At 55.3% G+C, this 22,133-nt stretch carries 22 protein-coding genes; 7 read left to right on the forward strand and 15 right to left on the reverse strand.

Translation table 11 applies throughout. From position 1 onward, the window contains the following. Positions 1–357 precede the first annotated feature (357 nt). Together Q4A85_RS07470 and Q4A85_RS07475 are read right to left on the reverse strand one after the other, a co-directional pair. A complete protein-coding gene (locus Q4A85_RS07470; RefSeq protein ID WP_303109068.1) occupies positions 358–1,131 on the reverse strand; it encodes a hypothetical protein in 774 nt (257 codons plus the stop codon). Between the two features lie 116 nt (positions 1,132–1,247). Further along, positions 1,248–1,952, reverse strand: a complete 705-nt coding sequence (locus Q4A85_RS07475; protein ID WP_303109070.1) for a hypothetical protein — start codon at positions 1,950–1,952, stop codon at positions 1,248–1,250. A gap of 258 nt (positions 1,953–2,210) precedes the next feature. Here Q4A85_RS07475 and Q4A85_RS07480 point away from each other — a divergent pair, with 258 nt between their 5' ends. Continuing rightward, entirely contained in the window at positions 2,211–2,342 is a 132-nt protein-coding gene (locus Q4A85_RS07480; protein WP_303109071.1) for a hypothetical protein, read from the forward strand. 104 nt (positions 2,343–2,446) lie between these two features. Here the strand turns inward: Q4A85_RS07480 and hisG are convergent, their stop codons facing one another. Continuing rightward, positions 2,447–3,097 carry an ATP phosphoribosyltransferase gene (gene hisG / locus Q4A85_RS07485; RefSeq protein WP_303109073.1) on the reverse strand — a complete coding sequence of 217 codons (651 nt, stop codon included), beginning with the start codon at positions 3,095–3,097 and terminating at the stop codon, positions 2,447–2,449. On the opposite strand from hisG, the gene Q4A85_RS07490 reads away from it, so the two are divergent. Further along, on the forward strand, positions 3,078–3,329 hold the full coding sequence (locus Q4A85_RS07490; RefSeq protein ID WP_303109075.1) for a hypothetical protein: 252 nt from the start codon (positions 3,078–3,080) through the stop codon (positions 3,327–3,329). The genes hisG and Q4A85_RS07490 overlap by 20 nt on opposite strands. On the opposite strand, the gene Q4A85_RS07495 is transcribed toward Q4A85_RS07490, so the two are convergent. The 4 genes from Q4A85_RS07495 to aroE form a co-directional block, all read right to left on the reverse strand. Then, the gene (locus Q4A85_RS07495; RefSeq protein ID WP_303109077.1) at positions 3,307–4,035 is read right to left on the reverse strand and encodes an SCO family protein; all 729 of its coding nucleotides are present in this window, start codon (positions 4,033–4,035) and stop codon (positions 3,307–3,309) included. The genes Q4A85_RS07490 and Q4A85_RS07495 overlap by 23 nt on opposite strands. Before the next feature lie 105 nt (positions 4,036–4,140). Further along, entirely contained in the window at positions 4,141–5,766 is a 1,626-nt protein-coding gene (gene ushA / locus Q4A85_RS07500) for a bifunctional UDP-sugar hydrolase/5'-nucleotidase UshA (protein WP_303109079.1), read from the reverse strand. A 160-nt stretch (positions 5,767–5,926) separates the two neighbouring features. Further along, positions 5,927–6,613 carry a monofunctional biosynthetic peptidoglycan transglycosylase gene (gene mtgA / locus Q4A85_RS07505; protein ID WP_303109080.1) on the reverse strand — a complete coding sequence of 229 codons (687 nt, stop codon included), beginning with the start codon at positions 6,611–6,613 and terminating at the stop codon, positions 5,927–5,929. Beyond that, entirely contained in the window at positions 6,610–7,428 is an 819-nt protein-coding gene (gene aroE / locus Q4A85_RS07510; RefSeq protein ID WP_303109082.1) for a shikimate dehydrogenase, read from the reverse strand. Before aroE ends, mtgA begins: the two co-directional genes overlap by 4 nt. Positions 7,429–7,472: 44 nt before the next feature. Here aroE and Q4A85_RS07515 point away from each other — a divergent pair, with 44 nt between their 5' ends. Continuing rightward, on the forward strand, positions 7,473–7,601 hold the full coding sequence (locus Q4A85_RS07515) for a hypothetical protein (protein WP_303109084.1): 129 nt from the start codon (positions 7,473–7,475) through the stop codon (positions 7,599–7,601). On the opposite strand, the gene hemE is transcribed toward Q4A85_RS07515, so the two are convergent. From hemE to Q4A85_RS07530, 3 genes are all read right to left on the reverse strand, one after another. Then, on the reverse strand, positions 7,557–8,618 hold the full coding sequence (gene hemE / locus Q4A85_RS07520) for a uroporphyrinogen decarboxylase (RefSeq protein ID WP_303109086.1): 1,062 nt from the start codon (positions 8,616–8,618) through the stop codon (positions 7,557–7,559). The two genes, Q4A85_RS07515 and hemE, sit on opposite strands and share 45 nt — an antisense overlap. 375 nt (positions 8,619–8,993) lie before the next feature. Beyond that, positions 8,994–10,610, reverse strand: a complete 1,617-nt coding sequence (locus Q4A85_RS07525) for a YdgA family protein (RefSeq protein ID WP_303109088.1) — start codon at positions 10,608–10,610, stop codon at positions 8,994–8,996. Between the two features lie 35 nt (positions 10,611–10,645). Beyond that, the gene (locus tag Q4A85_RS07530; protein WP_303109090.1) at positions 10,646–10,822 is read right to left on the reverse strand and encodes a hypothetical protein; all 177 of its coding nucleotides are present in this window, start codon (positions 10,820–10,822) and stop codon (positions 10,646–10,648) included. A 2-nt stretch (positions 10,823–10,824) separates the two neighbouring features. Between Q4A85_RS07530 and Q4A85_RS07535 the strand changes: the two genes are divergently transcribed. From Q4A85_RS07535 to Q4A85_RS07550, 4 genes are all read left to right on the forward strand, one after another. Next, the gene (locus tag Q4A85_RS07535) at positions 10,825–11,250 is read left to right on the forward strand and encodes a LysR family transcriptional regulator (protein WP_303109092.1); all 426 of its coding nucleotides are present in this window, start codon (positions 10,825–10,827) and stop codon (positions 11,248–11,250) included. Continuing rightward, entirely contained in the window at positions 11,251–11,826 is a 576-nt protein-coding gene (locus Q4A85_RS07540; protein WP_303109094.1) for a substrate binding domain-containing protein, read from the forward strand. It abuts the gene before it with no gap. A 182-nt stretch (positions 11,827–12,008) separates the two neighbouring features. Beyond that, positions 12,009–12,950, forward strand: coding sequence for a ribonuclease Z (rnz, locus tag Q4A85_RS07545; RefSeq protein ID WP_303109096.1), 942 nt, complete (start codon positions 12,009–12,011; stop codon positions 12,948–12,950). A 586-nt stretch (positions 12,951–13,536) separates the two neighbouring features. Beyond that, positions 13,537–14,991, forward strand: coding sequence for a DHA2 family efflux MFS transporter permease subunit (locus tag Q4A85_RS07550; RefSeq protein ID WP_303109098.1), 1,455 nt, complete (start codon positions 13,537–13,539; stop codon positions 14,989–14,991). Positions 14,992–15,401: 410 nt separating this feature from the next. Here the strand turns inward: Q4A85_RS07550 and Q4A85_RS07555 are convergent, their stop codons facing one another. The 5 genes from Q4A85_RS07555 to proC form a co-directional block, all read right to left on the reverse strand. Continuing rightward, positions 15,402–16,637 (reverse strand): aromatic amino acid transporter, encoded by a 1,236-nt coding sequence (locus Q4A85_RS07555; protein WP_303109100.1) that lies wholly within the window; start codon positions 16,635–16,637, stop codon positions 15,402–15,404. A 110-nt stretch (positions 16,638–16,747) separates the two neighbouring features. Then, on the reverse strand, positions 16,748–16,987 hold the full coding sequence (locus Q4A85_RS07560; RefSeq protein WP_303109102.1) for a hypothetical protein: 240 nt from the start codon (positions 16,985–16,987) through the stop codon (positions 16,748–16,750). 94 nt (positions 16,988–17,081) lie between these two features. Then, positions 17,082–17,978 (reverse strand): 4-hydroxybenzoate octaprenyltransferase, encoded by an 897-nt coding sequence (gene ubiA / locus Q4A85_RS07565; protein WP_303109104.1) that lies wholly within the window; start codon positions 17,976–17,978, stop codon positions 17,082–17,084. Positions 17,979–18,767: 789 nt separating this feature from the next. Continuing rightward, positions 18,768–21,020: a prolyl oligopeptidase family protein gene (locus Q4A85_RS07570; protein WP_303109106.1), complete on the reverse strand. Its 2,253-nt coding sequence runs from the start codon at positions 21,018–21,020 to the stop codon at positions 18,768–18,770. A gap of 186 nt (positions 21,021–21,206) precedes the next feature. Further along, positions 21,207–22,004 (reverse strand): pyrroline-5-carboxylate reductase, encoded by a 798-nt coding sequence (proC, locus tag Q4A85_RS07575; RefSeq protein WP_303109108.1) that lies wholly within the window; start codon positions 22,002–22,004, stop codon positions 21,207–21,209. Between the last annotated feature and the right edge of the window lie 129 nt (positions 22,005–22,133).

Here is a 22,133-nt window from a genome sequence, read left to right on the forward strand (position 1 = left end):
GAATCTTGGTTAAATTCGCACAGTAGATTGTTTTTTCATACATTTATGAATATCGGATAAGATTCCCGCCTACGCGGGAATGACGACATTTCTTACTTTCAGGCTGCGGTTAGGGTTTTGCAAAGGTTTCAGGCTGCCTATGCCGTATGGTTAGGCAGCCTGAAAATGGAGTGGATGATGGATGGGTTCGTTTACAAGGTTTGTGTTTTTCCACAGGGATAAGGTGTGGATAAGTGCACTAGCGTGTTGTATCAACGGGGGTATTTTGGGCTGCTGATTTTTTAAGCAGAAATGGGGTGCTGGCGGGGAAAGGTTTTCAGGCTGCCTTTTGCGATATGGCAGCCTGAAAACTATGCGTCATTTTTTTTTGGCAAACAGCACATAAATCAGCAGCAGCAAGGCGATGATGATTTGCGTGTATAAACCGATGCCGTAGCCCAGCACTTCGCGCGGCGTGCCGAGCCGTTCAAAAAAGGGTTTGAGCCGCAGATAGTATTGCGCGTGCACCAGCAGGGCGAAGATGGCAGCGAGCATGATTTCGGTGTAGGCGGTGGCTTTTTCTTGCTTGTCGTCCAGCCAAACTTTGGCGGCGGTGGCGGCGAAGATGATGGTGTTCACCCACGCGAGCAGGCGGAAGTTGAGCGATGCGCCAAGGTAGCTTTTGAGCGGAGTGCTTGCCCACGGCAGCAGCCATGCGATGATGGCAAGGGCACACAGGGCGAGAATGATGTTGCGGGTGGAAAGGAGCGCGCTGCTGGCGATGGCAGGGGCGCGGCGGGTGTTGCTGGCGGCTTGGGCTGGGCGTTGTTGGGGCTGGCGTTGTTGAGTTTGGCGTTGGGCTTGACGTGGTGGCTGTTGGGCTTGCGATTGCTGTGGCTGCTTGCGGGCGGCGGGTGCGTTGGATTGTGCTGACGCGGCGGCTTTGGGCTGCGGTTGGAAAAAGGCGGGGTCGGCTTGGCGCAAGGCAGCATCGTAGGCGCGGCGTTTTTCGCTGTCGTATAGGGTGTCGCGGATTTCGTGCAGGATTTCAATCGGCACTTTGCCGCTTTGCGCGGCGAGTTTGAGCTTGCTTTGGATTTCGGTGGGGCTGGCGGTGGGGGGGAGACAGAGAAATTTGTAGTAATTGTTCATGGGTTTCCTTTGGGTTGTTTGAAATGTTTGTTGAGCCTAATAGGCAGCCTGAAAATAGGAAAACGTGCGTTTTATTTCAATTTTCAGGCTGCCTTTGAGCGGCACGCGCGGGGTGTTTAGCGATAGCGCACGTTTTCGGCGGCATCAATGTGGATTTTGCCTGCGCGTTGCAGTTCTGCAAGCATTTCTTGTGCAAGCTGGGGGTTGCTGCGTTCGGTGAGCAGGCGCACAAGGCCTTGTTTTTTCTTGGGGCGATTTTTTTTCAGCAGGGCAAGGGTGGCGGCGATGCTGGGCTTGGATTGGGCTTCTTGGGTGGCGAGCAGGGTGAACACTTGGCTGGTGGCTTTGCGCGGGGCGATTTGGGCAACGGCTTGTTGCACGCTGTGGGCGGCGTGTTCTATAACTTGTTGTTCGCTTTGCGGTTTGGGGTTTGGGCTGCGCTGAAACCCGCTGCGTTCGTTTTCAGGCTGCCTTGCTTGTTTGAGAAATTGGCGCACGCTTTTTCCGAACTTTTTCTTGTATAACAAGTTGGCTTGCGGGTATTTGATTTGCAGCGAGTAGATATACAGGTGCAGTTTTTTGCGCGCGGAGACGATGGCGATGTGCGCTTGCGGCTGGTGTTGCAGGATGTCGGCGGCGGCTTGGGCGATGCTGCGGGCGGCTTTTTTGCTGGGCAGAACGTAGATGCTGTGGGGTTCTTCGGGGGTAATCATGCGCTTGGCGGCTTTGAAGGTGGCGAATAAGCCGACTTTGGCGTGGGCAAAGGGGATTTTGCGTTTTGGGATGGGGGATTTGGCAAGGTCTAGCAGGAGATGGGGCATGGTGGGGACTCCTTGTTGGGGGGATGGGTTAGGCAGCCTGAAAACTAAAATGGAGCGGCAACGGCTCGTCGCCAAATGGCTTGTTCAATAGAGTTTTATGGGTTGGTTGGCAAGATATCGGCGAGCCGCCGCCGTTCCATTGGTTACTGCTTTTGCAAAGGTGGCAGCCTAAGAACCTGTATTCACTATTCTCATAGGCATCTTTTATGCCCTAAAAACGCGGCTACCGCGTTAAAAATGCTCGCAGGGTTGAGTGGCATGGCTGATGGGTTAGGCAGCCTGAAAATGCAGTTTAACCCAACAGCGTGTGGGGCGTTGGCGGCTCGCTGCCATCTTGTTTACAAGCGTAACGCCATTCGTAGCGACATGAAATGCGCCATTGGGCGATGAGCCGTTGCCGTTCCTTTTGCGGTTTCAGGCTGCCTGATGATTAGGCTTGGGTGGGCAACGTGCAAACCGCGTGCGTGGCAAAGTTGTGCATCCTATGCGTGTTGTTATGAGCTTTTAATCGCACCCGAAAAGGCTTCAATAATGGGATGAAGCAGGGCGTATTTGGTTTTGAGCGCGGCTTTGTTCACAATCAGGCGGCTGGATATTTCTACGATGTGTTCCACCGCTTCTAGGTTGTTGGCTTTGAGCGTGCTGCCTGTGGACACCAAATCAACGATGCAGTCGCTCAATCCCACCAGCGGGGCGAGTTCCATTGAGCCGTAGAGTTTGATGATGTCCACGTGCACGCCTTTGGCGGCAAAGTGTTCGGCGGCGATGCTGGGGTATTTGGTGGCAACGCGCAGGCGTTTGCCTGCTTGGGATGCGCGGGCGTAGTCAAAGCCTTTGGACACGGCAACCATCATGCGGCATTTGGCGATGTTTAGGTCTAGCGGTTGGTATAAGCCTTCGCCGCCGTGTTCAATCAGCACGTCTTTGCCTGCGATGCCGAAGTCGGCCGCGCCGTATTGCACATAGGTGGGCACGTCGCTGGCGCGCACGATGACGAGACGGATATGGGGCTGGTTGGTGCGGATGATGAGTTTGCGCGAGCTTTCGGGGGCTTCGCTGGGGGTGATGCCTGCGGCGGCAAGCAGCGGCAGGGTTTCTTCAAAAATGCGTCCTTTGGATAGGGCGATGGTGAGCTGTTGGGGCATGGTTTGGCTTTCGGGGGTGGGCAGCCTGAAATTTGAAATGGTGCGGGGATGGTTGGTTTTGCCAAGGTTTCAGGCTGCCTATATTGGCGAGTATTGCGATACGGTGCGTGGCAAGCCACACACCCTACTTGTGATTTTCAGGCTGCCTTTGTCAGAAGCGATTAGGCAGCCTGAAATCAGGCACACAGGCGTGTGCTATGCCATCGCGCTTATTCTGCCAGCAGTTTTTTGATGTCGGCGGCGATTTGTGGGGCTTCTGCGCCGAAGCGTTCAAAGTAGGCGGCGTTGCCTTGTTTGTCCAGCAGGTAAGTGCCTGATGAGTGGTCCACGTTGTAGAGTTTGTCGGATTTGATGTCGGCTTTGGCGGAGATGATGCGCCATAGTTGTTTGGCTAGGGCGATGTCGTTGCCGCCTGTGGTGTCGGTTAGCCCGATAAAGTCGGGGTGGAATTGTTTGACGTATTGTTTCATCAGCTCGGGGGTATCGCGCTCGGGGTCCACGCTCACGAATACCACGGCAACGTTTTTGGCATCGTCGCCCAGTTGTTTGAGCGTGTCGCTGTATGTGAGCAGCTCGGTGGGGCAGATGTCGGGGCAATGGGTGTAGCCAAAGGATAACACGACCACTTTGCCTTTCAGGCTGCTGAGTGCCATCGGTTTGCCGTTGCCATCGGTTAGGGTGAAGTCGCCGCCGATGTTGTCTTTGCGGATGTCCACGCTCATGTCGCCATTGGCTTGGGACGCGGTGGCATTGGCTGGGGATGCCGTTGCGCTGGCTGCGCTGGCGGCATCGGGCGCGCTGCTGGTGGCGGGTGCGCTGGCGGTGCTGGCTGCGGCAGGTGTGCTGCTGGTTTGCGCGGGGCTGTTGCTGGGGGCTTGCTCGCAGGCGGTTAGGATGAATGCGCTGGCGAGTAGGGCGGGGATGATTTGGAGTTTCATGGGATGTCCTTTCGGATGTGTGTTGGGATGGTGGGGATGGCGTTGCGAAATTTTATTTTCAGGCTGCCTAATCTTAATAAAGCAGCCTGAAAACGCTTTATAGCCTTATTTGGCGGCGCATTGCTCCACCAGCACGCCGTCGGGCGAGTAATCGGCGGGGTTTAGCGGCGAATGTTTGCCAAAATAGGTTTTGGTGGTGTCGGCATCCACAAAGCCTGTTTTGGTAAAGCCTGTGTGGGTTTTCAGCACAGGATAGCCGTCGCCGCCCGCTGCGATGTAATCAGGCAACACGAAGCGATAGGTGGCGGTGGGGTTGAGCGGCTTGCCTTGAATTTTCACATTGGCAATGGTTTTATCGGCGGGGCAATAGGTGAGCGACACGCCTGCTAGGTGGGGGTAGCCGCCCGAGCCTTTGTCTTTGAACACGATTTCTTGCAAATAATCAAAGGTTTCTTTGCCTGTGAGCGGCACAACGCTGAGCAGGTTGCCAAACGGTTGCACTTTGAGCACGGTTTTGTAGGTAATTGTGCCTGAGGGGATGGTGTCGCGGATGCCGCCGCCTTGCATCAGCGAGAAATCGGCTTGGGTGCGTTCTAGCTGGGCGCGGGTAATCAGTTGCCCGATGGGCATTTGTTGGCTGCGCACCAACTCGCGCGTGCCGTCAAAGGCTGCGGTGGCTTCGCCTACTTTGATGTTGAGTTTTTTGTCGCCCAAGTCTTGATATTTTTGCAGTTTGGCAAGCAGCTTGGGCTCAGCGGGGATTTCGCTGGTGTAGAAGCTGCCGTCTTTGCGTTTTAAGTTGGCAGGGATAAGTTGATAGCGCACCAGCTTGGTTACGCCGTTTTTAAATTCAAAATCGGCGCGTCCGAGAAATTTGCCCCATTCATACGCTTGCATAATCGGCATGCCGTTTTGCACATCGGGCTGGCAAGGGGTGTTAGGCACATACGGCGTTTTCAGGCTGCCGTCTTCGTTGATGCACACGGGGGTGTGCGAGTGTCCACCGATTATCATGTCAAACGATTTGGCGGGCAGGCTGCGGGCAAGGGTTACGTCCCCCGGAGCGTTGTGTCCGTGTTTGCCATCGTTGTAGTAGCCGATGTGGGTGAGTGCGATGCGTACATCGGGCTGGGCTTTGTTTACGGCGGGCAGGATTTCGCGTGCGGCTTCAATCACGGGCTGAAAGGTTACGTTGCCCAAGTATTCGGGGTTGCCGAGCTTGGCGGTGTCTTCGGTGGTTAAGCCGACTACGGCGAATTTCAAGCCACCGCGTTGGATGATGGTGTAGGGTTTGACCAGAAATTTGCCGTTTTTATAGCGCACGTTGGCGGATAGGAAGGGGAATTTTGCCCAGCGTTCTTGTTTGTCCAAGAGTTGCAAGGGGTTGTCAAACTCGTGATTGCCCAAGGCAAGGGCATCAAATTTCATGTCGTTCAGCCCTTCAATATCGGGCTTGGCGTTTTGCAGGTCGGATTCGGGCACGCCTGTGTTGAAGTCGCCCGCGTGCAGCAGGATAACAGTGCCACCTTGGGCGGCGACTTCTTTGCGCACGTCGTCGATGGCGGTTTTGAGCACGGAGAAGCCGTATTCGCCTTTGTCGTTTTTCCAGAAGCGTCCGTGGGTGTCGTTGCTGTGTAGCACGGTGAAGTGGTAGGTTTTGTCTTTCTCATACGCGTGGGCGGCAAGGCTGGCGGTGAGCAGCAGGGAAAGGGTGAGCTTTTTGGGGGACATGGTGTTGTTTCCTTTGTGGGGTGGGTTGGAAAGATTGGGGGTTTTAGCTTCGCTGAACTTTGTTTCAGGCTGCATTAGGGGGTTCGGGTTAAGGCAGCCTGAAAATGGTTTTGACTATTTTGGCGACGAGCCGTCGCCGCTCCATCGGGCTGGTTTGTGTTTACTCGGGCAAGGTTGCCGAACCCATGCGCCGTAGGATGATGTTGGTTTTGCGGCGCAAGCCTTTGTCGTTGGGGTGGTCTATGTAGAACAGGGGTTTGGGGACGCGGGCGGCGAGTTGGGCGGCTTGGGTTTTGTTGAGCTGGGCGGCGGGTTGTTGGTAGAAATATTGGCTGGCGGCTTCTGCGCCGTACACGCCGTAGCCCCATTCAATCACGTTTAAATAGAGTGTGTAGATGCGGTCTTTGTCGGTGGTGGCTTCTAGCATGGCGGTGATGGCGGCTTCTTCGGCTTTGCGCCAATAGCTGCGGCTTTCGTTTAGGAATAGGTTTTTGGCGAGCTGTTGGCTGATGGTTGAACCGCCTGCTTTGATTTTGCCGCTTTTTTCGTTTTTCTTGATGGCGTTTTTGATGCCGTTCCAGTCAAAGCCGTCGTGTTCGGCGAAGTTGGCATCTTCGGATGCAATCAGGGCTTTTTTTAGGTTTTCGGAGATTTGGTGGTAGGGCACCCATTGGTAGTCTAGGCTGATTTGGGGTTTTTCTGCGGCGATTTCGTTCATCCGCATGCTCATAAAGGCGGTGCGATGCGGGGCGAGTGCGCGGTAGCTGATGATGTTGCCATAGGCGTACACGTTAAACAGGATAAAGGCGAGAATGGGGGCGGCGATGAGCCATTTGAGTAATTTCATGCGGCAAGCTCGGCGCGTAGGGTGGCGATAACGGGGGCGATGTTGGGGGTGTAGCCGCGCCAGAGTTGATAGGCGGCGGCGGCTTGCCCAACCAGCATGCCTAAGCCATCGGCGGTTTGCGCTGCGCCGTGTTGGGCGGCGTGGGCAAGGAATGGGGAGGGGCGGGCGGCGTAGAACATATCGTAGGCGAGTTGGCAGCCTGAAAAGCAGTTATCGGGGATGGCGGGGATGCTGCGGGTTACGCTGCTGGATGTGGCGTTGATGATGATGTCGTAGGGCTGGGTTAATTGGTGGTATTCGGCGGCTTGGATGGCAAATTGCTGGGCGAGTTGTTGGGCTTTGGCGTGGGTGCGGTTGGCGATGGTGATGCTGGCGGGTTGGCAGTCGGCAAGTGGGAGAATCACGCCGCGTGCTGCGCCGCCTGCGCCGAGCAGTAGGATGTGTTTGCCTGCTAGGTTGATGCCAAGCTGCTCGGTTAAATCGCGCACCAAGCCGATGCCGTCTGTGTTGTCGCCAAGAAGCGTGCCGTCTGCTTGGCGGTGCAGGGTATTGACTGCGCCTGCGGCTTGGGCGCGGGCGGTGTGCTGGTGGGCAAGTTGGTGGGCTTGTTGTTTGTAGGGCAGGGTGATGTTTGCACCGTTGCCGCCGTGGGCGAAAAATTGGTTTAAGGCAGCCTGAAAACCGTTGGCGGCATCGGGCACTAGGGTGCGGGTGTATTCTAGGGTTGCGCCTTCTTGGGCGGCGAAAAGCTGGTGGATTTGGGGGGATTGGCTGTGGGCGATGGGGTTGCCGAATACAGTGTAGCGTGGAAGCATTTTCAGGCTGCCTTTGTTGGGGGTGTGGGTATTTTAGTTAGGTTTTGTTAAAAATCCAAGCGTGGGGGTGGATGGATTTCAGGCTGCCTACTGGTAATCACAGTAGGCAGCCTGAAAACGATTTGGGTTTATTGATGATATTGGCGCGAGACTTCGTGCACGGTTTCTACTAGGATTTCAACGTGTTCGGGCGGGGTGTGTTGGTTGATGCCGTGCCCAAGGTTGAACACATAGCCGTGTCCGTGTCCGTAGCCTGCTAGGATGTGGGCGGCTTCGGTGCAGATGGTTTTGGGCGTGCCAAATAGGGCGAGCGGGTCTAGGTTGCCTTGCAGGGCGACTTGGTCGTTTACGCGGGCGCGGGCTTGGGCGATGTCGGTTGTCCAGTCTAGCCCGATGGCATCTGCGCCGCATTGGGCAAGCTGTTCTAGCCATTGTCCGCCGCCTTTGGTGAACACGATAACGGGGATGGTTGCGCCGTTGTGGTGGCGTTTCAGGCTGCTGATGATTTGTTTGATGTAGTGCAGGCTGTATGTTTGGTAGGCTTCGTGCGAGAGCGTGCCGCCCCATGTGTCAAAGATTTGGATGGCTTGTGCGCCGTGTTCTATTTGGTGGTTTAGGTATTGGGTAATGGCTTGGGTGTTGATGTCTAACACGCGGTGCAGCAGGTCGGGGCGGGTGTAGAGCATGGTTTTGACGGTGCGCCAATCGCGGCTGCCGCTGCCTTCTATCATGTAGCAGGCAAGGGTGAAGGGGCTGCCTGAAAAGCCGATTAGCGGCACGCGCCCGCCTAGGGCTTTGCGGATGCTGGCAATGGCTTCGAAGACGTAGTTGAGCTTGTTCATATCGGGCACGGCGAGCAGTTCTATGTCTTGCTCGTGTTGCAGCGGGCGTTCAAATTTGGGGCCTTCGCCTGTTTCAAAGCGCAAGCCCAGCCCCATGGCATCGGGGATGGTTAGGATGTCGGAAAACAGGATGGCGGCATCTAGATTGAAACGGTCTATCGGTTGCAGGGTTACTTCGGTGGCTAGGTCTTTGTTGCGGCACAGCGACATAAAATCGCCTGCAAACGCGCGGGTGGCTTTGTATTCGGGCAGATAACGCCCTGCTTGGCGCATCAGCCAGATGGGGGTGTATTCGGTGGGTTGGCGCAGCAGGGCGCGGATAAAGGTGTCGTTTTGTAGATGGGACATGGTGTGGGCTTTCGTTTTGTGTTGTGGTGGGGCAGCCTGAAAGTGGGTTTTGCTGTTTTCAGGCTGCTTATTTTGGTTACAGCGATGGGCAGCCTGAAATCTGAAAATGGAGCGGCGATGGTTTGTCGCCAAATGGTGTATTAGGCAGGGCTGTGCTGGTTGGCAAGATGTCGGTGAGCCGCCGACGTTCCATTGGTTTCGGGTTGCGCAAGGGCAGCCTGAGATGAGTTTTGCTGTTTTCAGGCTGCCTTTTTGTTTACGGCAATAGGCAGCCTGAAAATGAATATTGTCGTTGGCACTTCGCTAAACCGCGTTTCAGGCTGCCTATTGATGCGAACCATCAAGGCAGCCTGAAACCGTTGCGCGACAAGATTACTACGGCGCAGCCGCTGCGGGCGCAGACGATGCCACGGCTGCGGATGCTTCGGACTGCGCGGGCGCGCTGGTATCGCTTTCCAAATCGGCGAATACGTCTTCGTTGGCTTGCAGTTGGAATGGCTTGCCGTTGAGCTTGATTTGATTATCGGCAACGGTGAGCTGGGTTTGGATGGCACCGTTTTCGCTGGCGATGTAGCCGTCTTGAATCATGGTTTTCAGGCTTTCGCTGGTGAGCAGGCGGATGGTGTCGTCCACTTCTTTTTGCTCTTGCGCGCTGTTGGGGTTTTCCATGGCAAACAGCCCGCGCGTTTGCGTGATGGCGAAGTCTTCAATGATGTTTTGCGACACGTCTAGGTTGAGCTCGGCTTGCATTTTGGCGAGCATGGGCTTGATGTCGTTTAAATCGGCAGCGGCTAAGCCGTTAAAGTTGAGCTTGCCACTGGCGTTCACATGCCCTGTGGGTGTGGTGAAGTTGAACGCGCGAATTTCAAGCTGCGGGTTGTCGGTAAACAGGGCTGCGCCTTCGTTGCGCACGGCGGCGAGTATGTGTTTTTGCTGCTCTTCGGGCGGCATTTGTTTTTCGGTGGCGATTTGTTGCCAGCGGGCTTTGAGCGCGTTCAGGCTGCCTGCGTTTAGGTGGTTGGCGGCGATGTCTATATTGAGCGGTCCGTAGGCGGCATCGCCGTAGTTGAGCTTGGCAAAGCTGAATTTGCCTGATGTGTTGAGATAGCCTGCTTCGGGTTCGCTGGTTTCGGTGGCGTAGCTTAAATTATCCACGCTGATTTTGTTGGGGGCGATGGTGCCGCGCGGATTGATAAACGCGCCGATTTGCAGGTCGGTTACGGTGTTGATTAAATCGTTGATTTTGATGTTGTAATCCATGCCTTCATTCCATGAAACGTTGAAATGGGCAAGGTTGGTGGTGGATGAGCCGAGTGTGGTTTTGCCGTCTTTGCTGTTGTAGCTGTTGGCGTTTAGGGTTAGGTTTTCTATTTTCAGGCTGCCTTTGTCGGCAAGAATGGCTTGGAAGCTGGGCATGGCGAGCTGGGTGGTGTAGCTGGCGTAGCCGTTTTGGTAGTTGATGTTGCCTGTTAGCCCTTGCCAGTTGATTTTGATGCCTGATAGTTCTTCGTAGTCAAACGGGGCAACGGTGATGTTGAGCGTGCCGCTGCCGTTGAGCTTAATCACGTTGTGCAGCTTGATGGGGATTTGCTCGCCAAAGAAGCGGGCTAGGGTTTTTTTGACTTCGGGGTCGTATTGGAATTCGGTTTCCACCACGGCGCGCACGGGCACGATGCCGTTGGCAAAGGGCTGATGGTGCACATGGTTTATCATGGTGATGGGTTTTTCCAGCACGGCGCGGATGTTGTCGGGGATGTTGTTGCCCAGATTGGCTAACACGGTGGGATGAAAGCGCAAGACGGTGGTTTCGGTGGATTCTAGCCAGCCGCTTTGGTATTGATAGGATTCAACGTCAAAAAAGAAAGTATCCGCCAAAATGCGGTGTTGGGTTTCTAGGCTTTGTTTGGCTTGGTTGCCCAGATAGAAAGGGGTGCTGATGCCTGCGGCGGCGATAAGGGCGGCGGCTGTGCCAGCGATGAATAGTTTTTTCATGTGCGAGATGCGGTTGCAAAACAAAATTGGGTGAATCATAACATAAAACGCCAAGGCAGCCTGAAAGGATGCAGCCTGAAAATGGGATGCAGCCTGAAAACGCTTATTGCGTGGGCGATTAAGGCAGCCTGAAAACCAAATTTGTAAACATAGGCAGCCTGAAACGCAAGATGGAACGGTGGAGGCTCGCCGCCAAATCGCTTTTCATTCAACAATGCTACAATCGCGTTCAACTGAAACTCTGCAATCCCAAAGGCAACCCCATGTCCCCCGACCGTTTCAAACACCTTGCTTCGTTATCCGAACCGCCAAAAGCGGCAGCTTTACCGCCGCCGCCGATGTGCTCAACCTAACCCCCGCCGCCGTGAGCAAAAACGTTGCCACGCTGGAACAATCGCTCAACGCGCGTCTGTTTAACCGCACCACACGCAGCCTGAATTTGACGGACGAAGGCAGGCCGTTTTTCGCGCAGGCGCAAACGGCGTTTGAAATGCTGGAAACCGCCGCCGAGCAAATCGGACACGCGCCCGACCACATCACAGGCACGGTGCGCGTGTCGGTGTCGTATCCCATTGGGCAGCATTTGGTGATGCCGCATTTGGGCGAACTGCTCAACCGCCATCCCGATTTGGAAGTGTAGTTGATTTACAACGACCATCTGGTTGATTTGGTTAAGGAAAATTTTGATTTGGCGATACGCGGCACGGTGAGCGAAGACAGCGCATTGATTGTGCGCCCTGTGGGCAAGCTGCACACTTGCCTTGCTGCCACGCCCGATTATCTGGCGCAATACGGCGTTCCCAAGCAAGAAAGCGACCTTGCCGCGCACCAAATTTTGAGCAGCCAAACCGCCACAGGCAAGCCCCGCGCATGGCTGCTGCAACAGCGCGATGGCACGGCAAAAGCCTATCAGCCCACGCGCAGCCGCTTTACCACATCCAACACCGATAGCCTAATTGCCGCCGCGTTGCAAGGCTTGGGCATCGCGCAACTGCCGATTTATCCCATTTGGCGGCATTTGCAAGCAGGCAGCCTGAAAACCGTGTTGAGCGACATCCACCAGCCGATGCAGTATGAATTGAGCATCCAATATCCTCACCGCACCATGCTTGCGCCGCGCGTGCGCGTGGTGCTGGATTTTTTGCTGGATGTGCTGAAAAACAACATGGGCTTGCAAGAGAACGCGAAGGATACGCGCCAGTTTGCCGCGAAATAGCGCAAAGGCAGCCTGAAAACGTTGCCGTGATGGAGCGGCGACGGCTCGTCGCCAAAATGGGCTTAACAACATAACTTGGGTAAGGGTTTCTATCCTTATGTCCCCCAATTTACCGCCCATCATTTATTCCCATTTTCAGGCTGCCTTATCATATTCAACCCCTTGTTTACACCATAAAAATCATGCATCTACACTTTCTTGGCACATCATCAGGCTCGCCCGCCATTGAGCGCAACGTCTCGTGCACCGCGCTCAACCTGTTGCCCGAAAACGGCGAAATCTGGCTGTTTGACTGCGGCGAAGCCACGCAACATCAAATCCTGCGCACCGCCATCCGCCCCAGCAAAATCCGCCGCATATTCATCACCCATCTGCACGGCGACCACATTTTCGGGCTGCTGGGTTTGCTGTGCAGCCGCTCCTTTTTATCGGGCGATAACCCCAGCCCGCTCACGCTCTACGGCGGCGCAGGCTTGCGCGAATTTGTGCAAACGGGCTTGCGCCTGTCGCACAGCTATTTAAGCTACCCCATTGAATTTGTTGAATTATACGAAGCAGGCGGCGAAATCGCGTGCGATGCCACCTTTCACGTGAAATATCGCCTGCTGGACCACGCCGTGCCATCGTTTGGCTTTCGCGTGATAGAAGCCGACCGCCAAGGCAGCCTGAAAACGGACGAACTGGAAGCCCTAGGCGTGCCCAAAGGCGCGTTATACGGCGCACTCAAACGCGGCGAAACGGTAACGCTGCCCGATGGCAAAGTGTTGAACGGCAATGATTTTATCAACCCACCGAGCAAAGGGCGCGAAGTGGTTTTGTTTGGTGACACCCGTTTTCAGGCTGCCTTTGCCGATTTTTGCGCCGATGCCAACGCGCTGGTGCACGAAGCCACCTTTGCCGCCGACGAAGCCGCCAACGCCGCCCAGTTCGGGCACAGCACTTGCGCCCAAGCCGCCGAGCTAGCCAAACTCGCCCGCGTGAACACGCTGTATTTAAGCCACATCAGCGCGAAATTTTCGGGCAACCGCGCCCAAGAATTGCTTGCCGCCGCGCGAGCCATTTTCCCCCATACCGAATTGGCGCACGATTTTATGGAAGCGGCGATTCCGTTTGCGGCGGAGTAGTTTGGGCTATTAGGCAGCCTGAAAATAGGATTACGACTGTTTTAGCTTCGCAACTCCGCTTCGCTACTCAGGCTGAAACCTTTGCAAAACCCTAACAGCAGCCTGAAAGTAAGAACCTGTATTCACTATTCTCATAGGCATCTTTTATGCCCTAAAAACGCGGCTACTGCGTTAAAAATGCTCGCAAGGTGTCCAACCTTGCTGTGCTTTTTGCCTTGTATCCGCGCTTTTATGCCATAAAATCTGTCTATGGAAATAGTGAATACAGGTTCTAAGAAATGCCGTCATTCCCGCGCAGGCGGGAATCTTGCTTGATATTCAAAAATCTACGCAAAAACAAACCATTGTGTAAATTTAACCAAGATTCCCGCCTACGCGGGAATGACGGAGCGTTTACTATTTCTTGTTGTGTTTTGGGTTTTGCAAAGGTTTCAGGCTGCCTATTGGTTCGCGCGATTAGCGAAGTAGGCAGCCTGAAACCATCATTCAACCAACCGCAACCGCCACGCCCCCCGTTTTCAGGCTGCCTTGATGCCCCCCGCGCAATCCCCTATCATTCGCCCTTTTTTGCAAGCGATTCCATCCTATGTCCCACGCCATCCCCGAAGCAGAAACCAATCCCAACGCGCATTACCACAGCGACAACCCCAATTTCCCCGCCAAGCTCATCGTGTTCACGTTGTTTATCGGCGCGTTTTTCGGCTACCTAAACGACACGCTGCTCAACGTTGCGCTCACCAAAATCATGGCGGATTTCCACATAGACAAAACCACCGTGCAATGGCTCACCACAGGCTTTTTGCTGGTGATGGGCGCGTTCACGCCGATTACCGCCAGCCTGATTCAATGGATGGAAACCCGCCGCATGGTGCTGATTACGCAAGCCGTGTTCATCATCGGCTCGTTTATCTGCGTGGTCGCGCCCAATTTCGCCGTGTTGCTCACAGGGCGGCTGTTTCAAGCCATTTCCGCCGCGCTGTTTGTGCCGATTTTGTTCAACGGCATTCTCGCCATCTATCCGCCGCACAAACGCGGCAGCGCAATGGGCATCATCACCATGATGTTCACCGCCTCGCCCGCCATCGGGCCAACCATTTCAGGCTATATCGTTGACCGTTTAAGCTGGCATTACCTGTTTGGGCTCACCATCCCCTTTATGCTGGTCGCCATGTTTTTAGTCAACAAATACTTAACCGTAAACCTAAGCGACATCACGCGCCCAAAAATAGACCTGCCATCCGCCATCGCATCGGTCATCGGTTTTGGCGGGCTGGTGTACGCCAGCAGCAATTTTGAACACCTGCCGCTGCCCAATTTTTTGAGCGTGCTGGCGGTGTCGCTGGGCATTGTCGCCTTTTTTGTGCGCCGCCAATTTACGCTGGAAACGCCGCTGCTCAACCTGCGCGTGTTCCAGCACGCCCAATTTCGCTATGCCGTGCTGATTTTGGTGTGCGCCTATTTTCTGTTTATGGGTTTGGAAATTTTGATGCCGATGTACACGCAACAAGTGCTGGGGCTCACCGCCACGGTAACAGGCTTGATTTTGATGCCCGCCAGCATCGCCCAAGCCATTGCTTCGCCGTTTTTGGGCGTGTTGCTGGACAAAAAAGGCGGCAAATTTTTGATGCTGCCCGCCGCGTTAATATTGCTGCTGTCCATCATCGCCATGTGGATGGTGCTGGATTTGCATACTAACATCGTGATTTTAAGCTGTTTGTTTACCGTGCTGGCGGTGGCGGTTTCCGCCTGCATCACAGGCGAAACGCACGGCTTAAACGCCCTACCGCGCGAACTCAACTCGCACGGCGCAAGCACGATTACCACGCTCAACCCCATCGCAGGTGCATTGGGCGCAGCGTTTATGGTGGGCATCACCAGCATGGGCGAAAAAATGGGACACGCCGCCACGCCGCAAGCCGCGTTATTAAGCGGCGTGCATCTGGCAATGGCGTGCGCGCTGGCGGTGGCGGCGGTGGCGGTGTTGTTTGCGTTGAAAATTAAGCCGAATGAATGGCGGGAGAAGGGGGAAGCGGGGCATTGATGGGGTGATGTTTTAGCTTCGCAGAAGCTCGTAAACTCGCTTTCAGGCTGCCTATGGTGCACACGCATTAAGGCAGCCTGAAAAATGCGTAGGCAAGAAAAACCGTTTGGCGCGATAGCAAACGGTTTTGTGTTTTCAGGCTGCAACCTTTGCAAAACGCCTAGAAGCAGCCTGCGTAGCGAAGCGGAGTTGCAAAGCTAAAAATAAGAAATGTCGTCATTCCCGCGTAGGCGGGAATCTTGTTTGGTATTCAAAAATCGTATAAAAAACAATTTATTGCACAAATTCAACTAAGATTCCTGCCTGCGCGTGAATGACGGAGAATTGACTATTTCTTGTTTCATTTTAAGTTTTGCAAAGGTTTCAGGCTGCCTATTATAGATAAACCCCAAAGGCAGCCTGAAAACACATCATCCTTTAAACACGGGCAAAATCTCGGCGCGGCTGAGCAATTGGGCAACAATGTTTGCCAAGCCAAACAGCAGCACCCAAATCATCAGCCATGTGCCGCCGAACACGCTAAACCCTTTGCCTGCGCCAAATTTTTTGCGCACCGCGCGCAGCATCAGCGCGGGCACAATCGCCACCCAAATGGTCGCCGCCAAGCCCACATAGCCAATCACCGCCACAAAGCCCATGGGGTAGAGCAGGCAGGCGATAAACGGCGGCAGGAAAGTGATGGCGGCGGTTTTGCTGCGCCCGCTGCGGCTGTTGTCAAAGCCAAACATATCGCTCAAATAGTCAAACAAGCCCAGAGTTACGCCCAAAAACGAAGTGGCAATCGCCATATAAGAGAAAAACGACAAGATTTTTGCCATACTGCCCGTGGGCACAAATTTGGACAGTTCGCCAATCAACACGGCAACATCGCCATCGGCTTTAATCACAGGCGCAAAGGCGTTGCGCGGCAAATTGCCTTGGATAGCAAGCTGCCACAGCGCGTAAATCACCAGCGCAATCAGCGTGCCTATCCACAAGGCGCGGGCAACTTTGGGCGCGTCGCCGTTGAAATATTTATACAAGCTGGACACGTTGCCATGAAAGCCAAACGAAGCCAAGCACACGGGCAGGGCGGTGCCAAGGTAAATCCAATAGCTCGTGCCTGCGGGGGCGGCGGTGTCTAGCAAAACGGGCAGTTGCGCGGTGCTGAGCAGCCCGCCTGTTGCCCAGATAAAGGTAATGACCATGCCGCCGATGAGTATGCTGGACAGCTTATCCACCACCCGCGCGGAATACCACACGCAGCCTGCAAAAATGATGAAAAACGCCAACTGCCCCAGCCACAGCGTGCTATCGGGGTTGACCCCCAGCGCAACGGCGGTGAGCCTGCCGCCCACGAAAATATAGGCATAAGTGAGCAGATACAGCACAAAAGCCACGCCCAGCCCGTTGACGATATTCCAGCCTTTGCCGAGCAAATCGCGCACGATGGTGTCAAAACTTGCGCCCACGGGGTAATGGGTGTTGGCTTCTAAAATCATCAACCCCGATGCGAGCATGGAAAACCATGTGTACAGCAGCACGGCGAGTGAGCTGAGAAACCATACGCCAGAAGTGGCGGTGGGGTTGGCGAGCATACCTGCGCCGATAATCGTGCCCGCGATAATCATCGCGCCGCCGAGCAGGGTAGGGGTTTTGGTGGTCATAGGGGATTCCTTGTAGATGGGGCTGCGCTGGATTTTGCTGCTGTGAGCAGGGTTTAGGCAGCCTGAAAATGGGATTTGTAAAGAAAGTATTTTACGATATTAGGCGGGATTTAACTTAACTTTGCAGAATAATTTTCAGGCTGCCTTGTGGGGGGTATCAAGGCAGCCTGAAAAGCGCGGATGGTTGAGCGATGCGGGGGTGTTGTATTTTGCGAATTGTGATACATGGGGGGCGACGGCTCGGTGCTAAATGGCGGGTTAAATGGGCTTGGCTGGTTGGCAAACCATGTCGGCGAGCCGCCGACGCATTGCGGTTTCAGGCTGCCTACTTCGTTAATCGCGCGAACCAATAGGCAGCCTGCGTAGCGAAGCGGAGTTGCGAAGCTAAAACGGGTGTAATCCTATTTTCAGGCTGCTAATCGTTGCCATTAAAGTAACCCGCGCTTAATCAAACGCGAAATGGGCGGCAATCACGGCGAGCCATAGCCAGCCGATGCGGTTGTTGTCCAAAAAGGCGGCGTGGCATTCTTGGCGGTCGCGGTTTTCCACGCGCAGATATTGTTGCCATTGCCAATACACCACCAAAATCAACGCGACCCAATACACCCACGCTGCGCCCAGTTGGCTGCCCACTTGTATCATCAAAATATCAAAAATGCCGTGGCAGAGCATGGCGGCTTCGGCATCGTAGCTGCCGAAGGTGATGGCGGAAGTTTTGATGCCGATTTTTAGGTCGTCTTCTTTGTCTGCCATGGCGTAGAGCGTGTCGTAGGCGAGTGTCCAGAACACGTTGGCGAAAAATAGCCACCATGCGATGCTGGGCACGCTGCCTGTGATGGCGATAAACGCCATGGGGATGCCAAATGAGAACGCGAGCCCGAGATAAAGCTGCGGGATGGGGAAGATGCGCTTGGCAAAGGGGTAGGTGAAGGCGAGACACAGCGCGGGAATCGCCATCAGCCATGTGGTGTAGCTAAACGGGATGAGACATAGGGCGGCGAGTAGGCATAGGATGATGATGAGCCGTTTGGCTTCGCGTGCGGTTACGGCGTTGCGGGCGAATGGGCGGTTTTGCGTGCGCGCGACGTGGCGGTCAAAGTCTTGGTCTGCCCAGTCGTTGGCGACGCAGCCTGCGCTGCGCATCAGGAATGTGCCGAGTGTGAACAGGATAACGGTGGAAAGCGGGGGGCTGCCTGCGGATGCTATCCAGATGGCCCATAGGGTAGGCCAGAGCAGCAGCAGCGTGCCGATGGGTTTGTCGGCGCGCATCAGTTGGATGTAGATGGGGATTTTGCTGTGCCAGCTTGGGGCGTGGGATGGGGTGATTGGGGTGGTGGGCATGATTATTTGGAGTAAATGTTCTTTGGTGGATTATAGTGGGTTCTGTTAGGATTTTGTTGTGTTTTGTTAAGAGATAAGCAATTTTTGTTCCATTGCGGGCGGTGGGGGGTGTAAAGATGGGGTTTGGGGTGCTTTGGATGGTGCAACATTCAAGGCAGCCTGAAAATGATTTGTGCTTTGTGGCTGGCTTTGGGCACAGCTTTAACCATGCATCTCATGCCGACGGGGCACTTACTTTTCTTTGCTTCGCCAAAGATAAGAACCTGCATTCGCTATCTGCACGGCTGCTTTTGCATTCATTGAACACGCCTACTGCGTTGCCAAGCCAAGCTAATAGTCTCGCTATTAACTTGGCTTGTCGCCTTGTATTCGTATTCACTGAATACAAAATCCGCTCGCGCAGATAACGAATACAGGTTCTGGCAAAAGAAAGGCGACCCCGACGTGCGGGTTTGGCTGCGCCAAACTTCCCTCACTGCGCATCCTTTTTTCGGCGCGTGCGAACTAGCCGCGCTTTGCGCGTCGTCGAACAAGCGCACGCTTGTTTCCGAAAAAAGGATGCTCCGTTCGGCTGGACGTAGGGGAGTGGGCGGTAGCATTAAACGGATGTGAAGAGTTAGGCAGCCTGAAAGCCAATCTAACCAGCAAAAAATGTTTAGCTAAGCACCAAATGGGTTTGTTTTTTAGCTGTGTTTAAGAACCTGTATTCATTATTTACATAGACAGATTTTATGAAATAAAATCTGTCTATGTAAATAATGAATACAGGTTCTTAAACACAGTTGTGCATCACGCCCCACCTATCGTTTCTGCCAAAAAACGCAACACGCAGGCGAGTTCTGCGGCGGTTTCTTGTTGTGTGCCGTTGCCTGTGTGTCCGCCGCTGGCGGGGGCGTAGAGCTGGCTGGGGGCGTGCTGTTCGCGCAGTTTGGCGTGGAATTTGAGCGCGTGGGCGGGGTGTACGCGGTCGTCGGCTAGGCTGGTGGTGATGAGTGCGGGCGGGTAGTTCAGGCTGCCTGAAACGTTGTGATAGGGCGATAGGGCGGCAAGGTAGTCGCGCATTGGTGGGTCGGCGGGGTCGCCGTATTCTTCTATCCAGCTTGCGCCTGCGTAGAGCTGGGGGTAGCGCAGCATATCGGTGAGCGGCACTTCGCACACCATCGCGCCGATGTTTTCAGGCTGCCTTGTGTACGCGCTGGCAACGATTAGCCCGCCGTTGCTGCCGCCTTGGATGGCGATGCGTTGGGCGCGGCTGTAACCTTGTTGGCAAAGGTGGGCAACGACGGCGAGCAGGTCGTCCACGGATTTGTGTTTGTGTTGGCGTTGGGCGGCTTCGTGCCAGCCTGCGAACTCGCCGCCGCCGCGTATGTTGGCAAGCACAAAGGCGTTGCCTTGTTCCAGCCAATGCTTGCCGATGATGCCCATATAATGCGGCAGCTCGGGCACGTTGAAGCCGCCGTAAACATAAACCAGCGTGGGCGTTTCAGGCTGCCTTGGCTGTTTGCCCACCCAGTAATACGGGATGGGCGTGCCATCGGCGGATGGGGCGTGGTGCTGTTCTACGATGATGCCTTCGGCGTTGAATTGGGCGATTTGGCGGCGCATCACGCTCAATTCCATCACGCTTAAATCCAGCGCGTAGAGCGTGAGCGGGGTGGTGAAATCGCTGGCGGCCAGATACAGCACATTGCCGCCCCAAGGCTGGTCGGTGAGCTCAATCGCGCCTTGCGGCAGGCTGGGCAGGGCAACGGCTTGCCATGCGCCGTTTTGCCATTGCCATGCTTTCAGGCTGCCTGAAACGTTGTCCAGCAGGTTGGCGATGATGTAGCGGCGCGTGGTTTCCACGCTTTCTATGGCTTGCTGCGCGTTGGGCGTGAGCAAGCATTGGGCTTCGCCGAGCACGCCTTTGTTGAGCTTCACCGCAATCAGGCTGCCTGCGGGATAGCTTTGGTTGGCACGCTGCCACGCGCTTTTAAGCTGCACCACCAGTTGCCCCGCAATATAGCCCACCATCTCGGCATCGCTGGGCAGAGCGATGGGCTGCGCTTCGCCTGTTTTGCTGATGTGGTAATAGGTTTTTTGGAAAAAGCTGGTGGCGGATTCCGCAAGGTCTATCGGCGCACCTTGCGGGTCTAAATAACGCCATGCGTGCACCATTACGCCGTTTTCAGGCTGCCTGAAAATGGCTTGCGCTTGGTCAAACGTTTGCCCGCGCCGCAGCAGCCACACTTCGCGCGGGTAGCCCGATGGCGTAAGCTGGCGTTCATCCCACGCAGGGCACACCCACACGCTGTTTTCATCGCGCCACGCAATATGATTTTTGCCCAGCGGAAAGTGAAACCCATTGGGCACAATTTGGCGCGTGGCAAGGTTAAATTCCACCGTATAAGCCGCGTCCGAACCCGCAGGCGAAAGCGTGAGCAGCGCGATTTCAGGCTGCTCCACATAATGCGACACGCCGTCTAAATACACATCATCGCCCAAAATCTCATCAAAATCCGCCACCGAAAACAGCGTTTGCCACTCGGGCAGCCCCGCGCGATAAGTGGCAGCAGTGCACACGCGATACACGCCCTTGGGGTATTCGGGCGATTGATGGAAGTGGTACATCCGCGCACGGTGTTCTTGGCAAAACGGAATTTGGCGTTCGTCTTGCAACTGGGCAAGGATGCCATCGCGCAGCGCAGCGTATTCAGGCGATTGGCACAAACGCGCCAGCGTATCAGCGTGTTCCTGCGCGATAAATTGCTGGGTGGCAGGCGCGGCAAGGTCTTCTAGCGATTGATGCGGGTCTTGCATGGGGAGCTTTCGGGGATGGGTTGAAAAGGGAGCGATTTTAGCATGGCGATGGGGTGGGGTTTCAGGCTGCCTTATCGTGCAAACAAAGGCAGCCTGCGTAGCGAAGCGGAGTTGCGAAGCTGAAACGCAAAATGGAGCGGCGACGGCTCGTCGCCAAATGGCTGTTGGGCAGCGTTGCTTACGATTGTTGGCAAAATGCCCGCGCAATTGCCCATCTTTTGCCAGCGCACGGCTTGCAAGCAAGCCGTAGGGGGCGCGGGGTGAGCGTTTCAGGCTGCCAAATGGTTGCGCCCGCGTGCAAGTGTTGTATGCGTTGGTTTGGACTTGGCTGCACCAAACGGTTTTTCAGGCTGCCTTAGACGTTGCAAAAATTAAAACCGCCATCCGCGCACACAACAAAAGCAGCCTGAAACCCATTCGCCCGCCGCCTTACCCCAACGCCCGCCCCAGCTCCACCGACCGTGCCGCCGCCGCGTTCACGCCATCGCGCAGATGCTCCGCCAAACCCCGCTGGCGGAACGTTTCCAGCGCGGCAAACGTTGTCCCGCCCTTGCTGGTAACGGCATCCTGCAACGTGGCAAAATCCGCGCCCGATTGCGCCGCCAGCTCCACCGCGCCGCGAAACGTTTGCAAGCTCAACGCCCGCGCCGCGTCCGCGCCAAAGCCCAAGCCCTGCGCCGCTTGCTGCAAGGCGTGCATCAAATAAAACACATACGCCGTGCCGCTGCCCGACACCGCCGTAACCGCGTGCATCTGCGCTTCATCGTCCAGCCAAAAGGTCAAACGGCACGACGCGGCGATAATCGCTTCCGCCTTAGCCCTATCCGCCGCGCCCACCGCGCTGTCGGCAAACAAGCCCGCCACGCCTTCGCCCACCTGCGCGGGCGTGTTCGGCATCACGCGCACCAGCCGCCGCGTGCCGCCCAAATAGCGCGACAGCGTCGCCACGCTCAACCCCGCCGCCAGCGAAATCACCAACGCGCCATTGGGCTGCACATCCGCGCACGCCGCCTGCATATCCTGCGGCTTCACCGCCAAAATCAGCACATCATCCGCCGCCATTTCAGGCTGCCTTGCCGATACCGCCACGCCATATTGCGCTGCCAAGGCTTCGCGCTTTGCCGCGCCGCGATTGGTAACGTGCACTTCGCCCGCCCGCCCCGCGCGGTGCAATCCCGCCACAATCGCCGCCGCCATGTTGCCGCCGCCGAGAAAATAAATCGTCATCGCGTTGTCCTTTGCTGGTTGTTAAAACGCTGCATTATAAAGGCAGCCTGAAAATAGGTTTACGCCTGTTTCAGGCTGCCAATTTTACCAATCACTAGGGCGTTAAAAACCGTTAAAATATGCCACTTC

The sequence above is a fragment of the Kingella sp. (in: b-proteobacteria) genome (assembly GCF_030527935.1).
Taxonomy (GTDB): Bacteria; Pseudomonadota; Gammaproteobacteria; order Burkholderiales; family Neisseriaceae; genus Kingella_B.

Bases quoted from the DNA above. Each gene is read 5' to 3' on its own strand.
- rnz (WP_303109096.1), top strand. From the start codon at position 12,009: ATGCATCTACACTTTCTTGGCACATCATCAGGCTCGCCCGCCATTGAG.
- aroE (WP_303109082.1), bottom strand. From the start codon at position 7,428: ATGCTTCCACGCTACACTGTATTCGGCAACCCCATCGCCCACAGCCAA.
- ushA (WP_303109079.1), bottom strand. From the start codon at position 5,766: ATGTCCCCCAAAAAGCTCACCCTTTCCCTGCTGCTCACCGCCAGCCTT.
- Q4A85_RS07550 (WP_303109098.1), top strand. From the start codon at position 13,537: ATGTCCCACGCCATCCCCGAAGCAGAAACCAATCCCAACGCGCATTAC.
- Q4A85_RS07470 (WP_303109068.1), bottom strand. From the start codon at position 1,131: ATGAACAATTACTACAAATTTCTCTGTCTCCCCCCCACCGCCAGCCCC.
- proC (WP_303109108.1), bottom strand. From the start codon at position 22,004: ATGACGATTTATTTTCTCGGCGGCGGCAACATGGCGGCGGCGATTGTG.
- Q4A85_RS07490 (WP_303109075.1), top strand. From the start codon at position 3,078: ATGGTGAGCTGTTGGGGCATGGTTTGGCTTTCGGGGGTGGGCAGCCTG.
- Q4A85_RS07475 (WP_303109070.1), bottom strand. From the start codon at position 1,952: ATGCCCCATCTCCTGCTAGACCTTGCCAAATCCCCCATCCCAAAACGC.
- hisG (WP_303109073.1), bottom strand. From the start codon at position 3,097: ATGCCCCAACAGCTCACCATCGCCCTATCCAAAGGACGCATTTTTGAA.
- Q4A85_RS07480 (WP_303109071.1), top strand. From the start codon at position 2,211: ATGGCTGATGGGTTAGGCAGCCTGAAAATGCAGTTTAACCCAACAGCG.
- Q4A85_RS07535 (WP_303109092.1), top strand. From the start codon at position 10,825: ATGCTACAATCGCGTTCAACTGAAACTCTGCAATCCCAAAGGCAACCC.
- Q4A85_RS07495 (WP_303109077.1), bottom strand. From the start codon at position 4,035: ATGAAACTCCAAATCATCCCCGCCCTACTCGCCAGCGCATTCATCCTA.
- mtgA (WP_303109080.1), bottom strand. From the start codon at position 6,613: ATGAAATTACTCAAATGGCTCATCGCCGCCCCCATTCTCGCCTTTATC.
- Q4A85_RS07555 (WP_303109100.1), bottom strand. From the start codon at position 16,637: ATGACCACCAAAACCCCTACCCTGCTCGGCGGCGCGATGATTATCGCG.
- ubiA (WP_303109104.1), bottom strand. From the start codon at position 17,978: ATGCCCACCACCCCAATCACCCCATCCCACGCCCCAAGCTGGCACAGC.
- hemE (WP_303109086.1), bottom strand. From the start codon at position 8,618: ATGTCCCATCTACAAAACGACACCTTTATCCGCGCCCTGCTGCGCCAA.
- Q4A85_RS07525 (WP_303109088.1), bottom strand. From the start codon at position 10,610: ATGAAAAAACTATTCATCGCTGGCACAGCCGCCGCCCTTATCGCCGCC.